Source organism: Ruegeria sp. J8, from assembly GCF_056531925.1.
Map to the genome: position 1 here is coordinate 16,453 of NZ_JBQFMR010000004.1, position 12,996 is coordinate 29,448.

The window sequence follows — 12,996 nt, forward strand, 5'->3', positions numbered from 1 at the left end:
GACATCAAATGGAAAAACTGTCATGGTTCTTTAACCTGTTCGCCAGTCGAACGCTCGCAAAGGACGGTGGTTTTGGAAGATTTTGCCCTACGCTCCGAACTTGACGCCGATGCGGCCATTGCCTTGCTGGAAGATGCGTTTTCCGGCGTCGCCTGCGGTATGGCGCTGTTGGATGAAGATCTGAATTTTGTTCTGGTTAACGAGAGCTTTGCGGATATCGCGTTCGGTGGTGAAACTGCATCTCGGTATAGCGGGAAAGTGGACAAGATACCATTCGAGAACTGGTCTCTGGATCATTTCCAAACCCCGGATGGTTTGGAAGAAGTAGGGCTCAAGGCCGATCTGCGAAGAGCCATTACATCTTGCGAGCAGGGTATGGCATGGAAATTGCGGGACGGGCGACAATTTCAGGCTTCAGCCAAACGCGCCCAAATTGGCGGATATCTGGTCTCGACGACCGAGGTAACACCCCGCGATACGATGGAGGCCGCCGAACGCGCGCGGAACATGTTGCGTGAAGCGGTGGACGCCTTGGATGACGGGATCATGTTGTTCGACAGCGACATGAATCTTGAGGTCTTCAACACCCGCGCCTCTGAGTTCTTTCAAAGAGATGGCAACCGTTTCGAACCAGGCCAGTCGTTTGAGGCGATCTGGCGCCGTCTCGCGCTGGATGGATTCTGGGTTCTGGAGGACGGCGTCGACCCAGAAGACCGTGCGCGGCTGGCGGTTGAAAACGTGCGAAACGGGGCCAAATACCGCGAAATCCGGCTGTCTGACGGGCGTGAACTGTTGGCCTCGTCGCACAAGACCGATCAGGGCGGGTACCTGCTGGTTTACCGCGATCGCACCGATCAGGCGCGGGTGGAAAACCTTCTGGAAGACGTCATCGAAAACCTGCCCGTGGGCGTCGCGGTCGAAGATGCAAACCATCGCCTGACCCATTGCAACGACGCGTTTAGCCGTTTCTACGGTATTTCGGGCGACGAATTGAAGTCGCTATCGCGGGCGGATCGCATCGCCCAATTGTATGACAAGCTCGAGGCCCTGAACGACGTTCCTTGCGACGGCTTCCCGCTAAGCGCCCAACGCTCGATCATGCGCGCCCATAGCGAACAGTTCATCCCTGTTGAGATGAAATTCAGGGACGGGCGCCACATCCTGGCCGAACGTGCCTCGACCACACGGGGCGAGACCATTTTGGTGATGACAGACACGACCTCGCTGAAGGAAGCGCGGGATATGCTGCTGGACGCTTTTCAGGCGCTGGATGAAGGCATGGTGCTGTGCGACGGGGACATGAATTACGTCTTTGGCAATGACGCCTGGAAAAAGATGAATTTCGAAGGGGCTGAGCACATGATCCCCGAGGTCGGAGACAGTGTCGTTGAAAACCTCGCCGCCCTTATCGCCATGGGGCACTACGACATGGGCGGCATGTCGGGCGAGGAATACATGCAGTGGATGATGTCCGAGATGTCCCAGCACGGCAAACGGGCGCATGTGAAGTTCGCCAACGGCCGGCACATCATGGGTTCATCGCACCTGACCTCCTACGGTGGTGCGCTGCTGTTTGTGCGTGACATTACCGAACAGCAAAAGCTGGAAGCTGAACTGGAGCAACAGCGCGAGATCGCGCATCAGAACGAGAAACTTTCGGCTTTGGGCGAGCTTCTGGCTGGGGTCGCGCATGAGCTGAACAACCCTTTATCTGTTGTTTTCGGCTATTCTCAGATGCTGCAAGGCAAAATCAACGACCCGGTCTTGTCGGAACGTGTCGACCTCATCTGCCAGTCTTCGGAACGGGCGGCCAAGATCGTGCGTACTTTCCTGGCCATGGCACGGCAACGTCCGACTAGCATGGAACCCTGCCCGGTCAATGACATCTTGGAAACGGCGCTTGAGGTCTCAAGCTATTCCTTGAAATCCAACGGAACCGAAGTGGTTGTCGATCTGGACGGATCAGATCCCCATGTTACGGGGGATTTCGACCAGCTGGCACAGGTGTTTAGCAACCTGATCGTCAACGCAGGACATGCGGTGCGCAATAAGGGCGCGCGCGGGAAGATCACGGTTCGAACCCGGCATGAAGGCGGGCAGGTGCAGATCGACATTTCGGACAATGGCAACGGCATCCCCAAGGACATCCAGCCACGCATTTTTGAGCCCTTCTTCACCACAAAGGATGTCGGCGAAGGAACCGGGATTGGCCTGGCCTTCAGCCACCGGATCGTTGAAAGCCACGATGGCACTTTGACCGTGGCCTCGACCGTGGGGCAGGGGGCCACATTCACCGTTCGCCTGTTGGCATCGGAGGATGACAGCGTTCTTCTGACTGGTCCCGAGGTTGAACACCCGTCCAGCCGCTCGGTTCTGGTGGTGGATGACGAAGAGGGCGTCGCGCGGCTGATCACCGATTTGCTGACCGAGGCGGGATATACAGTGACCATGTCCACCGATCCGACTGCTGCACTGAAGTTGGCCGAGGCACAACAATTCGATGCGGTGCTGAGCGATTTCAAGATGCCTCAGATGAGCGGTGATACTTTCTTTCGTGCTCTGCGGGCTGTTGCCCCGGAAAATGCCGCCCGAACCGGATTTATCACCGGTGACGCGATGAGTACGCAGGTCACAACCTTTTTCAAAACCTCGAAACGCCCCCATATCGAAAAACCCATTATGCAAGATGAGTTGCTGTCCCTGCTGACATCCTTGATCGGAGACTCCACGAAATGACCGCCCCTCGAATTGCTATTTGCGATGACGAAGCCCCCCTGCGTCGCATGTTGCACGACCATCTCAGTGAATGTGGATATACCGTGGATCAGGCAGCCAATGCACAGGAACTGGCCGAACTGCTGGAGGCCGGAGAGCCCGATCTGATCGTTCTGGATATTCGTATGCCAGGCAAGGATGGCCTGACCGCTTTGCGCGAAATCCGCGAAACCTCGACCGTTCCGGTGATGATGCTGACGGCGGCAGGGGATGTGGTGGACAAGGTGCTGGGACTGGAGTTCGGGGCCGATGACTATCTGGTGAAGCCAGTGGATCTGCGCGAATTGCAGGCCCGCGTCAACGCCGCCCTTCGGCGGAACAAATTTCAGACTGACAAGCAGGAATCGCTGAACAGGTTGTCGGGCACAGTACCTTTTGGAACCTGCCGCCTCGATCTGGATCAGGCTCGGCTTTTTGGTGCCGATGGGCAGGAAATCCCGATCACCGCGATGGAATTCAGCCTGTTGCGGGTTTTTGCAGAAAACCGCGGGCGTGTGCTGAACCGTGACCAGCTGCTGGAACAGGCCCATGATCGCGGGTGGGAGCCTTTCGACCGCTCCATCGACCTGCGTATCTCTCGGATCAGGCGCAAGATCGAACACAACCCGACAAAGCCCGAGGCGATCCGAACCGTGCGCGGCATTGGATATGTCTTCAGCTAGAGCGCTGGGGCCATGATGAACCACACCCGCTGATAAAACGTCAACCCATTGATACAAATGAGACAAACCGCAACATCCTGCTGAGACAGACGGGGCGGATAAGGGGCTATGACAACCTTTTTGTATCGGAGAAACCCTATGCGTCTTGTTAAACCCGCCATCCTGACAGCCTGTATGTCGACCGGTATCGCCGCGCAGGCAAACGCGTGCGACATTGAACATTCCCTACGCTACTCGATCGACGGGCAGGGTGAGCATAGCGTGCATTTGAATGATGTCCTAATCGACAAAGGCGACCATTCAAGCGGTTTCGCGCGGCTCAGCAAAGGGCTGGTGGCCGGCATCAACGAGGTTTCGATTGCGTTCACGGCCCGTGATGCAAACAGCACGGCGCGCTACAGCGTCCACAAAAGCTGCAAGGGCGGCCTTCCAGATGAAACCCCGATTGCGCAGGTTAGCTTTGACAGCACGGCGACCAAGACGCTGCAATTTGACACCGAAGTGCAGGACACCGCAATTTATCCCGGCGTGGAAAGAACCGACGGCTCTGGTCTGATGGCCGCCGTGCAATCACTGCAGGATGCCATTCGCAGCCGCAATAGCGACGCGGTGTTTGCTTTGCATGGGCCTCTGCTTGCCAACATGGTGGCCAACGGCGCGCCGCTGGAACGGATCAATGCGCATGTCGGCGGTATGATTGCCGAAGGCGAGCTGCACATTCAGGACGAGCTTGAGATGAAAGCTGTTCTGGACGGTCAAGCCTGGCAGGTGGTTGGCCCACGGGGTGAACCGCCCGTGTCCATTACCCGGACGCATTCTGACGGCACCCATGGGTGGTCAAGTGGTACGTTGTGGATCTTTGTCGACGGAGCATGGGCCATTCTGGAACCCTGAGCGGAGGGTGTCGCGCCTGCGGGCGCAATGCAGCACATCCCAAAAATTGAAACCCCAGCGCCCCGTTTTGCCCTTCTCCCGTGTCTTATCCAGTGAACTGACACCATAAGGGGTATTTGAAATGGTCGGAAAAACACTGATCCTTGGGGCCGGGCGGGGCGTCGGGCGCGCAACGGCGACCGCGCTAGCCAAAAAGGGGCGAAACGTTGTTGCGGTATCACGCTCGGCTGTGGATCTGGACAGTTTATGCGCGGAAACAGACAACATCACGCCCGAAGTCATGGATGCCTCCGAGGATGGCGCGGTATCTGATCTGCTTGGAAAACACGGTCCCGACACGGTTCTGCATATCGGTGGGATCAAACCGCAGATGGGGCCGATCAGCAGCTATGACTGGTCGGATTTCTGTGCGCCGTGGTTCAACGACACCAAGATAACCTTCGATCTGGCACAGGCCGCGTTGAACGGTGCCATACCTCAAGGCGGTACTGTCCTCACCTTTGCCAGCGGCGCAGCCCTGAACGGATCGCCCTTGTCCGGGGGGTACGCGGGGGCAAAACGTATGCAGCATTTCGTGATGAACTACGCGCAGATGGAAGCAGACAAACGCGGGCTCGGTCTGACCTTCGCCACGATCTACCCCAAACAGTTGATCGCGGGCACCGCCATCGCGCAAGAGGCAGCGAGAGCTTATGGGCAGATGCGCGGCGGCGATGCGGCCAGCTTCATGCGCCAATGGGACACCCCCCTGACACCCGAGGCGATTTCTGCGCATATGTGCACCTTGGTCGCCCATCCCAAAGCCGGGGCCTATGGCATTGACGGCGCGGGCGTGGAAAACTTGGGGTGACATGAAGCCTGATTTGCCAACGACCAATGCCGCCTTGACCGCTGCACTGACGACACTGCGTCCTGATCTGCATCGCTTTCTGTCGCGTATGATGGGATCCGTCTTTGATGGCGAGGACGTGCTGCAAGACACAATGCTTGCCGCGCTGCGCGCCATTGAGACGGGGGCTCGGGTCGAAAACCCCCGTGCATGGATGTTTCGGATCGCTCGGAACACCGCGCTCAACGCTATCCGCGCCCGAAAGTCGGAGCAGGCCATGAAATCCCGCCTGAGTCATTTCGAAGAGGTCACACAAACTTTGCCGGTTTCGGGCGGGACGGCGGATACGTTGCGCCCTTTGATGGCGCTGACGCCTAGACAGCGCAGCGCTGTCATCCTGTTTGACGTGTTGGGATACAGCGCTAGCGAGGTGGCCGATATCTCGGATTCCAGCATCGACGCGGTCAAGTCGACGCTCAAACGTGGACGCGCGGCGCTGAGATCCGCGCCATCGGAGCAACTGGGCGATCTGAACGACACTGACAAAGTGCTTTTGGCGCGATACACTGCCTGCTTCAACGCACATGACTTTGATACGATCCGCGCCATGCTGGCGGAGGAGGTGGCGCTGGATGTCGTCAGCATCGAACACCGCACCGGCGCTGAGGCGGTGGGCGGGTATTACTCAAACTACGCGAAGGTGGCGGATTGGATGATGGTGCCCGGCCATGTGGACGGGACGCCTACGGTGTTGGTCTTTGACCGTGAAAAACCCGGCATTGCCCCGGTCTATGTCATTCGCCTGACCTTTTCGGACCAAAAACTGCTGCGCATTCAGGACTTTCGCTATGCGCGTTACGTGATGCAGGATGTTCACTGGCGGCGGGTATAACCTGATTGTCTCAGTTCAGGATGATAGACCATTCGCCGTCGATCCTGGCCCAATAGGTGCCAAGGGGCTGTGTCCAGGCGCTGCCATCGTACTTGTAACGGGACGTCAACGCCACATCGTACCCATCGGTCAGGCGTTGGAAGATCCTGCCTTCAGCGGCGGGATAAAAGGTACTGTTTTCGGGCAAGTCAAAGATACCTTCTGTCACGGCATGGATCAGATGAGCAACAAGGGCATCCCGATCCAACCCGCCTTCGACACTCCTGTCTATGACAAGTTGCAACGCGCTCAGTACGGCTTGCGCATCCCGCGCAAGGACTGTGTCGCGAAACGCGTCATAGGCCGCAGCCAGCCCGTCAGGGTCGCCGGGTTCCAACGCTTCGAATAGAGGATTGCCGGGTTTCGTCAAATGAACCGAGAATGCCACTTCGCCCCCGCCAGACAGGTCAGCCTTGGAAGACGCCGCCTGATTTTCAAAACCCCCGGCACAGGCGGACCTGATCTGAAACATCGCGCTCTGATCACCTTCAAATCGGATGTGAACCCGATTTTCGCCTTGAATGTTCCATTCGGCAAAGCCCAGAACGTTTTCATCTGGACCTACGAATTTGCGGTAGTACACGTCATTCAGAAAGATAATCGCGTGGCCGTCTTCGATGCTGAATTCAAGGACGTGTTTTAGATTACAGCTTTGGGCTGGATGGGCCGTAATAGCAGCCGCAAAAAGGGCTGGTTTCCAAGGAAACATCATCTCTCCTGTCAAATTTTCGCAGAATAGAGTGCCGGCTTTTCGTCCATGCTGCCCGTGCCGTGTGTCTGTAGTAGGTTGCGCCCCGTATCAAATGTATCACTGTCGCTTGGGTCAGATGCAGCCCGGAGAACCCGAAAAAGTGGTGGAATTACAATTGATACACTCCGCGGCATGCGGATGATACACAGCGCGTTCAGCATCCCCTCATCACGCGAAGATGGGCTGTTTTGCCCTCGCGGCTAGCATGGAGCAGGTCATATGAGCGCGACGAATTTCGTCCTTTTCGCGATGGGGGTCGGTGGCACGACCTTCGCCTTCTGGGGATTCTATACGCAGGCTGGGCAACAAAACTTTGACGGTATGAGCGGCATGATACCGTTCGCCGCCGGGGTGCTGGGCGCGTTGTTTCTGTTACTGTCCATTCTTTTGGCGGGCTATCAGTATTTTTTTTCACCCATGGCTGTCGCGCCGGTGCCCCCGGCTTTTCCTGATGCGCCGCGATACTCAGAGCAAAATCACTGGGTGTTGCTGCTTGCCGTTGTCGCGATGCTGGGCCTGTTTGATCTGTTCTGTCGCTTTACGGTTGGGGTTTCCGGTATCCTAATTGCGATTTCATGGTTCGAGGGCACCGGGTTTCATTGGGTGCTGGGCGCGCTTTTTGTCTTTGTGCTGTTTCTGCACGCCTTACTTGCATCAACCTCGCTTGTCACCATCCATGCCCGGTACTTTGGTCAACCGGAACGCTCGGTCGTGGTTGGCCATGATTTGCACAACGAGGTGTTCCGGCTCTATCCCGCGGGCGAGATTGTCGCGACGTCCAGCGCCGTCCACGATGACAACGACGTGTTCACCGACCGTTTTTCCGATCTGCGATGGGAGAAAACCCTGCGGTTCGGCCAACGGGCCGAGGATACCTTGGGCTGGCAATCCTTCACCACAGCCGCAGCGATAAAGGCGGGTCTAATGCACTGCCTGACCTTGGTGATCCTCGGGCTGTTCTTTATTGGGCTGATTGGCTGGTCTGTCGACTATCAAGGGGATTTGGGTGATAGCTCGGGCCGACCCCTGGAAGATGGCTTTGCCTGGCTTTGGACCCATCACAGGGCTTTGTTTCTGGGCGCAGTTGTCAGCGGCACAGTCGCGATGATAGCTCTGGCCGCCTCGGTTCATGATCCGAAATTGGTTGCGCAACTTCAACCGGACGAGGTTTTTGCGCAGCTCCCCGATACAATCCAGTCCGGCGCCGTTATTCAAGGCGTTGTTACAGATCACACAATCGAACAGTTGCATTTCAAAAACCAGTCTGGCCCGCGCATCTCGCACTACAATGTATTGGTTCGCTTGGACGGGATTTTCGCCCGTCCGGTCTGGATGCGGATCAGCCTGGGCACTCAGAAATCAGTTCGTCTCTGGTTGGAAGGCGCCGTCGCGCAACAGGAATACGCCCAACCTTTCGTTGTGCAGCAGGACCTGTCCATCATGCCGCAATCGCTTCATGGTCAGCGGGTCGGGATCAGCGGTAAGTAGTTTCGTACTTAACCCACAAACCAAGTCGCTATCTTGCAGGATCACATCATGACAACGCCCCCTCTCTCATGTTTCTGGAAGGGTTTGTAAGCGGTCTTGTCTACAGTGAATTGCAGCGCACTGCCGGTTAGTGAAGCGTTCGCGCAAACGGTTGCGGATAGTACGATATTGGCTGAAACACCTGTTCAGGAGGAAAAGCTTGAACTGGCTCCGGGCGATGACGGCGACCTTCGCCTTGAATGCCTCGAGGGGACCATGGACGTGATTATCAACTCGCGGATCTATCGCCTTGCCGATGGCGAAATTCTGGCGGTTCCGATTGCCAAACCCAGTGAAGTGGATCTGGAGTGCAGGTTTGCAAATATCAGGTTCTCGGCTGGAACAAAATGCTTTACACGCGGGCATCTTCGCGCGTTCTTTCTGAACGGAATGGCGATTTTGGGATGTTTTGACAGGCCGGTGCCCGCCTCTCTTTCTGATCGAAGCTGATTTGGCCTGGAACTGCCTGTCCGGACCCAAATCAGGTTCAAGCCTTGTCTCTTTCCATCTGTTCCGGTCTTTCGATTGGGCGGTTGTCATCTCGGTACAAGGCCAAGTGCGCCCGAATGGCGCCGATGCATTCCGGTAGATCGCGGGCAATGGCGGCGTCATAGATCGCCCGATGTTCACGGCGTGTCAACTGAGAGAAGCCAAACCCTTCAATTCGGGACACCGCGCACATTCGGAAGGTGTCGTAGACCGATTTGTAGATCCGCATCAGCAGATCAGAGTTGCACGCCCCCAACAATGTGCTGTGAAACACCCAGTCCTGCCGGGACCAGCGTTTGACAAACGGTGTGACATCTTCTGCTTGCTCCATACGCGCCTCGATATAGTCGAGGTTATGATGTGCCGCGTTCAGCGCCATCTCCCATTCGAAATCGCCCTGTTTCAATGCCAGCTCAACCGCTTCGCATTCCAACACCATTCGCAAGTGTGCCGCCTGTTGGAACGTTTCATCTGAGTGTTCCACGGCGCGAAATCCGTGGTTCTTTTCATTTTCGACAAACCCTTCACCGGCCAGGCGTAACAAAGCTTCGCGCAATGCTGCGGTCGAGCATCCGAATTCGTCTTTCAAGTGCTGTGGTTTCAGCCGCTGGCCGGATTTCCAACGCCCCCAAATCAACCCATCGCGCAGGGTGTCGTAAATATCGGCTGATGACGTGCTGTCAGGGGATATGTCCATGCCAAATGCCCTATGGGGCGGTCGTCATGGGGTCAAGAAATTTTGGCGAGAATTTTCCATTTCATTTTGCCGGCCATGTTTCAGAATTCAGGACTTTTGCATCCACCGGAACATTTGGAAATGGTTGAGACAGCGAAACGCCTCTGTCTCAGGTTACCCATCATTACCGCGCTGCGGTGGTGACAAAGAAATAGACCCACTCGCCTTTGAAATCCGGGTTGTCCGCACGGACTTCGGCAATGCGGGTCTTGAGGAATTGCAGATAGCCTTCGGCGGGTTCGACCAAGGGCCGCTCTGTCTGGTAAAGCGGCTCGGACGCGGCGAATGCGACGGCGATTTCCTGACCGTAGGGAGGGCCGATGGTGATGAACAAGCCCGGGTCACCCTGTTGTGCCGCGCCGACCTGTAACCGAGCCTTGGCGGGCGTTAGCTCCATCGGGGTGGAGGTGTTGGGTCTGAGGTGGATCACCTGTCCTTCGGCATCGAAATAATCGACATAGACATAGGCGTCATAATCGGCACCGGTCAGCTCCAGTACTAGTTGCTGGCCGTCAACATAGCGAAAGTCGCGAGCGTGGATATCCTGTCCGATCAACAGCGGATTGGTGATCTGATCGGTGGACTGCGGCAGTCCCACATCGGCAATCCCGCTGAGCGCGCCGCATTGCGGGCGGGGCAGGATGCGAATGTTGTCATCCACCCGAATGTTGCTGCCCATCTGCGCTTGCAAGGCGGTCAAGACAGGGTTGCGCAATCCATCCTCAGGGATATGACCGATGACTTCCAAAGTATTGCTGTCAGGCCGAAACTGCACCTGAAGCCGCGCGCAGGGCACTTGCGCCAGCAGGCCGTCTATCCCGTCCCGCAGGTCTTGCGCGCTGGCACCGGCATCCTCAAGTCGCATGAAGCTTTGGATCGCAGCCAGTGAGACAGGGTCAATAGGGCCGTCGCCAGAGGTGGAAAAGACCTCGGACGCGCTGGTTTGCGGAACATCAGGGATGGTCTGGGGCAGGGCGACAGGTTCAGGTTGCAGAGGTTGGGCCTTCTGCGCTTTGGGGGCCGCAAGCAGGGCCGCCTGCGCCGCAGGCAGGTTCAGGGCGACAGGCTGCGCTGACACCGCAGCCGAAACCAGTTGCACCGCTGCAACCTTAGCCGCTTGCAGCGGCGCGGCCTCGGCCGTGGTCTGTGCAATCACTGTGGCACCGCTATCCTGAGGCGTTAGAGCCTGCGGCGCGGGTTCGGCGGCCACGACGGCTTGCTGTGGCAAGGGCGCGGCGGTGGCAGAAGACTGCGCGATTGCGCTTTGACCCAGTTGCGCTCCGGTGGCGTCCTGAGCCTGTGCGGCCTCTGGTTCTGGTCGGGCTTCAATGGCCTGACTTTGCTGCACCTGATGTGCCGAAAGCTGCATCCGGGTTTCGGGGACGGGCTGGTCCGCTACGGGGTCAGGCTGAACGCTCCAGACAAGGGCGATCGCTCCGCCGACATGCAGCAAGACCGAGCTGACCAACCCGATCCCCCATATAACCGGCCCCCGGATCACCGCACCGGCCCTGGTGGCGTCACCACCAGCACCACATCGCGCGCGCCCATCGCCTCGAACCGCGCAATCCGAGGCAAGATCGCGCGCAGGGCGGCGTCTCGATGGGCGTTGATGCGGATCAGGACGTCCGGCTGCGTCGCCAGCAACGCCTGAACACGCGGATCGATCTGGTCGGGCGCAATCGCCTCACCGTCCAGTGCCATGGTGCCATCGGCTGCAACGGACAGGGTGACGCCGCCTGCGGGCATGTCCGCACCGGTCAGGGCTGTGGGTGGTGAAACTTCGAAGGGCGCGGTGGCATCCATGCGACCGATCAGCATGAAGAAGACCAGCAGAAAGAACACAACGTCGATCAGGGCAATGATCGTCTCGGGGTGACGGCGCGGGGTGGGGCGGGTGATCTTCATGGGCGCGCCTCAAGCCGGACCACGCGCATGTTCACCGCCCCGGCGCCGGTGACAGTATCCATGACCGAGACAAGCGCTTGCAGTTTGGCCCCACCGGTCGGCAGAATGATGACCTGAAGTGCAGGGTTCGCTGTCAGGCGCGCCGTCATCTCATCGGCTAGTGCGTCCAGCGCCATAGCCTGCCCGCGATGATAGGGCGCCCCATCGCCACCAATACGAACCAGAAAGGTTTCCGAACCCGCCTGACCCGACGATGCCTGCGCAGGCCGATCGGATTGCGCCAGCGCCGGGATCATGTCGAGGTTCAGATAGGTCGATGTCACCATGAAAAAGACCAGCAGAATCAGCATCACGTCAATCATTGGCACCAACGAGATCAAGGGCCCCGTTGGCTTGCGTCTGTTCAGGCTGAGATCGCTGTCCATCGCCATGATCCTAATGCGCGCCGCGCTCCTCCAGCACCATCAGACGGCCAACTGCGTTCTCGATGGATTGGGCGCCTGCTTCGGCCCGGCCCGACAATAGCGAAGCTCCGATGGCAGCGGGAATGGCAACAACCAGCCCAGCAGCGGTCGTCAGCAATGCTTGCCAGATCCCTCCGGCCAGAACCGAGGCGTTGGCCGCACCCTGTGCCAGTTCGAGTTCCTGAAACGATTGGATCATCCCGGTGACCGTGCCCAAAAGCCCCAGCAGGGGTGAGATCATGGCGATCAGTTCCAACACACGCAACCAGCTGTTCATGGCGGCAAATTCCAGATTGCCGCGTCGGGTTAGCTCGGCCATCAGAGCGGGGCCCTTAAAGCCGTCAATCAGCGCCTGCATGGCATAGGCGCAAACCCGATCGGCAGGGGATTTCCCCGCCGCAACCGCCTTTTGTGCGGTCTGCCGGTCGCCGCTCGACCATTGAACAAAGGCCGCATCCCGCGCCGGTCCGCCCGCGCGCACCGGGGCCAGCTTTATCACTTTGACGACGATCACCGTCAGCGAGAGCAGGGACAACAGCCCGAGAATGGCGATGATGGGCCCTCCGGTGCCCAGATTTTCCAAACCCGGCATGGCTTATTGCGCCAGATTGGCAGAGGTCTTGCTGTCCAGCGCCAGCAAAGGGAAGCAATCGACCGGGTCCGCGTTCTGCGGTTTGCAGGCGGGCAGATCGTGCAGCAGAACCTCTGATATGTCGGAACAGTCAATCTCGGGGATCTCGAACAATTTCAAAACCGTCCGTTGCACCGGCAAGGGGGCTGCGTCGATCGACAAGAGCCGGTTAATTACCCCGTTGGTATCAAGGATGGCTAGCGACATCTCGAACGCTTCAAAACTGTTGCCGGTCTGGTTTCGAAACAGAAAGAAGGCCCGGCAGCCGCCGGATTCGCCGGGTTCGAACTTGTTCAGCTCGATGGAAAGCTTGCCGTCCTCGGCCTGCGCGGTGACAGCGGCAAGCGACAGCGCAATGGCCGCGAATAGTCGTGATTTCATTCTTCTCCCCATTTTCCG

Annotated in this window: 14 protein-coding genes; 7 read left to right on the forward strand and 7 right to left on the reverse strand. The window is 58.0% G+C overall.

Annotated elements, in window-relative coordinates; translation table 11 throughout:
* The first annotated feature begins 72 nt into the window (after positions 1–72).
* The 5 genes from ACR0L1_RS09815 (at position 73) to ACR0L1_RS09835 (ending at position 6,052) form a co-directional block, all read left to right on the forward strand.
* Positions 73–2,736: a PAS-domain containing protein gene (locus ACR0L1_RS09815; protein WP_480858510.1), complete on the forward strand. Its 2,664-nt coding sequence runs from the start codon at positions 73–75 to the stop codon at positions 2,734–2,736.
* Positions 2,733–3,437: a response regulator gene (locus ACR0L1_RS09820; RefSeq protein WP_170789046.1), complete on the forward strand. Its 705-nt coding sequence runs from the start codon at positions 2,733–2,735 to the stop codon at positions 3,435–3,437. The genes ACR0L1_RS09815 and ACR0L1_RS09820 overlap by 4 nt, the downstream gene beginning before the upstream one ends.
* 138 nt (positions 3,438–3,575) lie before the next feature.
* Positions 3,576–4,331, forward strand: coding sequence for a hypothetical protein (locus tag ACR0L1_RS09825; RefSeq protein WP_170775582.1), 756 nt, complete (start codon positions 3,576–3,578; stop codon positions 4,329–4,331).
* Positions 4,332–4,452: 121 nt separating this feature from the next.
* Entirely contained in the window at positions 4,453–5,181 is a 729-nt protein-coding gene (locus ACR0L1_RS09830) for an SDR family oxidoreductase (protein ID WP_480504734.1), read from the forward strand.
* Positions 5,144–6,052 carry a sigma-70 family RNA polymerase sigma factor gene (locus tag ACR0L1_RS09835; protein WP_480858511.1) on the forward strand — a complete coding sequence of 303 codons (909 nt, stop codon included), beginning with the start codon at positions 5,144–5,146 and terminating at the stop codon, positions 6,050–6,052. The genes ACR0L1_RS09830 and ACR0L1_RS09835 overlap by 38 nt, the downstream gene beginning before the upstream one ends.
* A gap of 10 nt (positions 6,053–6,062) precedes the next feature.
* On the opposite strand, the gene ACR0L1_RS09840 is transcribed toward ACR0L1_RS09835, so the two are convergent.
* Positions 6,063–6,800, reverse strand: coding sequence for a hypothetical protein (locus ACR0L1_RS09840; RefSeq protein ID WP_480504730.1), 738 nt, complete (start codon positions 6,798–6,800; stop codon positions 6,063–6,065).
* Positions 6,801–7,061: 261 nt separating this feature from the next.
* Between ACR0L1_RS09840 and ACR0L1_RS09845 the strand changes: the two genes are divergently transcribed.
* Together ACR0L1_RS09845 and ACR0L1_RS09850 are read left to right on the forward strand one after the other, a co-directional pair.
* Positions 7,062–8,330 (forward strand): hypothetical protein, encoded by a 1,269-nt coding sequence (locus tag ACR0L1_RS09845; protein WP_480858514.1) that lies wholly within the window; start codon positions 7,062–7,064, stop codon positions 8,328–8,330.
* A 168-nt stretch (positions 8,331–8,498) separates the two neighbouring features.
* Complete coding sequence (locus ACR0L1_RS09850) at positions 8,499–8,819, forward strand: hypothetical protein (protein ID WP_480858515.1); 321 nt, start codon at positions 8,499–8,501, stop codon at positions 8,817–8,819.
* 37 nt (positions 8,820–8,856) lie between these two features.
* Here ACR0L1_RS09850 and ACR0L1_RS09855 read toward each other — a convergent pair whose 3' ends face one another.
* The 6 genes from ACR0L1_RS09855 to ACR0L1_RS09880 all read right to left on the reverse strand — a co-directional run bounded on the left by ACR0L1_RS09855 (position 8,857) and on the right by ACR0L1_RS09880 (position 12,978).
* Positions 8,857–9,555, reverse strand: a complete 699-nt coding sequence (locus ACR0L1_RS09855; RefSeq protein WP_170783621.1) for a GntR family transcriptional regulator — start codon at positions 9,553–9,555, stop codon at positions 8,857–8,859.
* 163 nt (positions 9,556–9,718) lie between these two features.
* Positions 9,719–11,062 (reverse strand): DUF4384 domain-containing protein, encoded by a 1,344-nt coding sequence (locus tag ACR0L1_RS09860; RefSeq protein ID WP_480858518.1) that lies wholly within the window; start codon positions 11,060–11,062, stop codon positions 9,719–9,721.
* A gap of 29 nt (positions 11,063–11,091) precedes the next feature.
* Positions 11,092–11,502, reverse strand: a complete 411-nt coding sequence (locus ACR0L1_RS09865; RefSeq protein WP_170789064.1) for an ExbD/TolR family protein — start codon at positions 11,500–11,502, stop codon at positions 11,092–11,094.
* Positions 11,499–11,927: an ExbD/TolR family protein gene (locus tag ACR0L1_RS09870; protein WP_170783616.1), complete on the reverse strand. Its 429-nt coding sequence runs from the start codon at positions 11,925–11,927 to the stop codon at positions 11,499–11,501. Before ACR0L1_RS09870 ends, ACR0L1_RS09865 begins: the two co-directional genes overlap by 4 nt.
* Before the next feature lie 10 nt (positions 11,928–11,937).
* Entirely contained in the window at positions 11,938–12,558 is a 621-nt protein-coding gene (locus tag ACR0L1_RS09875; RefSeq protein ID WP_480858520.1) for a MotA/TolQ/ExbB proton channel family protein, read from the reverse strand.
* Positions 12,559–12,561: 3 nt separating this feature from the next.
* Positions 12,562–12,978: a hypothetical protein gene (locus ACR0L1_RS09880; RefSeq protein ID WP_480858522.1), complete on the reverse strand. Its 417-nt coding sequence runs from the start codon at positions 12,976–12,978 to the stop codon at positions 12,562–12,564.
* Positions 12,979–12,996: the final 18 nt, after the last annotated feature.

Bases quoted from the DNA above. Each gene is read 5' to 3' on its own strand.
- ACR0L1_RS09820 (WP_170789046.1), top strand. From the start codon at position 2,733: ATGACCGCCCCTCGAATTGCTATTTGCGATGACGAAGCCCCCCTGCGT.
- ACR0L1_RS09825 (WP_170775582.1), top strand. From the start codon at position 3,576: ATGCGTCTTGTTAAACCCGCCATCCTGACAGCCTGTATGTCGACCGGT.
- ACR0L1_RS09830 (WP_480504734.1), top strand. From the start codon at position 4,453: ATGGTCGGAAAAACACTGATCCTTGGGGCCGGGCGGGGCGTCGGGCGC.
- ACR0L1_RS09835 (WP_480858511.1), top strand. From the start codon at position 5,144: ATGGCATTGACGGCGCGGGCGTGGAAAACTTGGGGTGACATGAAGCCT.
- ACR0L1_RS09840 (WP_480504730.1), bottom strand. From the start codon at position 6,800: ATGTTTCCTTGGAAACCAGCCCTTTTTGCGGCTGCTATTACGGCCCAT.
- ACR0L1_RS09845 (WP_480858514.1), top strand. From the start codon at position 7,062: ATGAGCGCGACGAATTTCGTCCTTTTCGCGATGGGGGTCGGTGGCACG.
- ACR0L1_RS09855 (WP_170783621.1), bottom strand. From the start codon at position 9,555: ATGGACATATCCCCTGACAGCACGTCATCAGCCGATATTTACGACACC.
- ACR0L1_RS09865 (WP_170789064.1), bottom strand. From the start codon at position 11,502: ATGAAGATCACCCGCCCCACCCCGCGCCGTCACCCCGAGACGATCATT.
- ACR0L1_RS09870 (WP_170783616.1), bottom strand. From the start codon at position 11,927: ATGGACAGCGATCTCAGCCTGAACAGACGCAAGCCAACGGGGCCCTTG.
- ACR0L1_RS09875 (WP_480858520.1), bottom strand. From the start codon at position 12,558: ATGCCGGGTTTGGAAAATCTGGGCACCGGAGGGCCCATCATCGCCATT.
- ACR0L1_RS09880 (WP_480858522.1), bottom strand. From the start codon at position 12,978: ATGAAATCACGACTATTCGCGGCCATTGCGCTGTCGCTTGCCGCTGTC.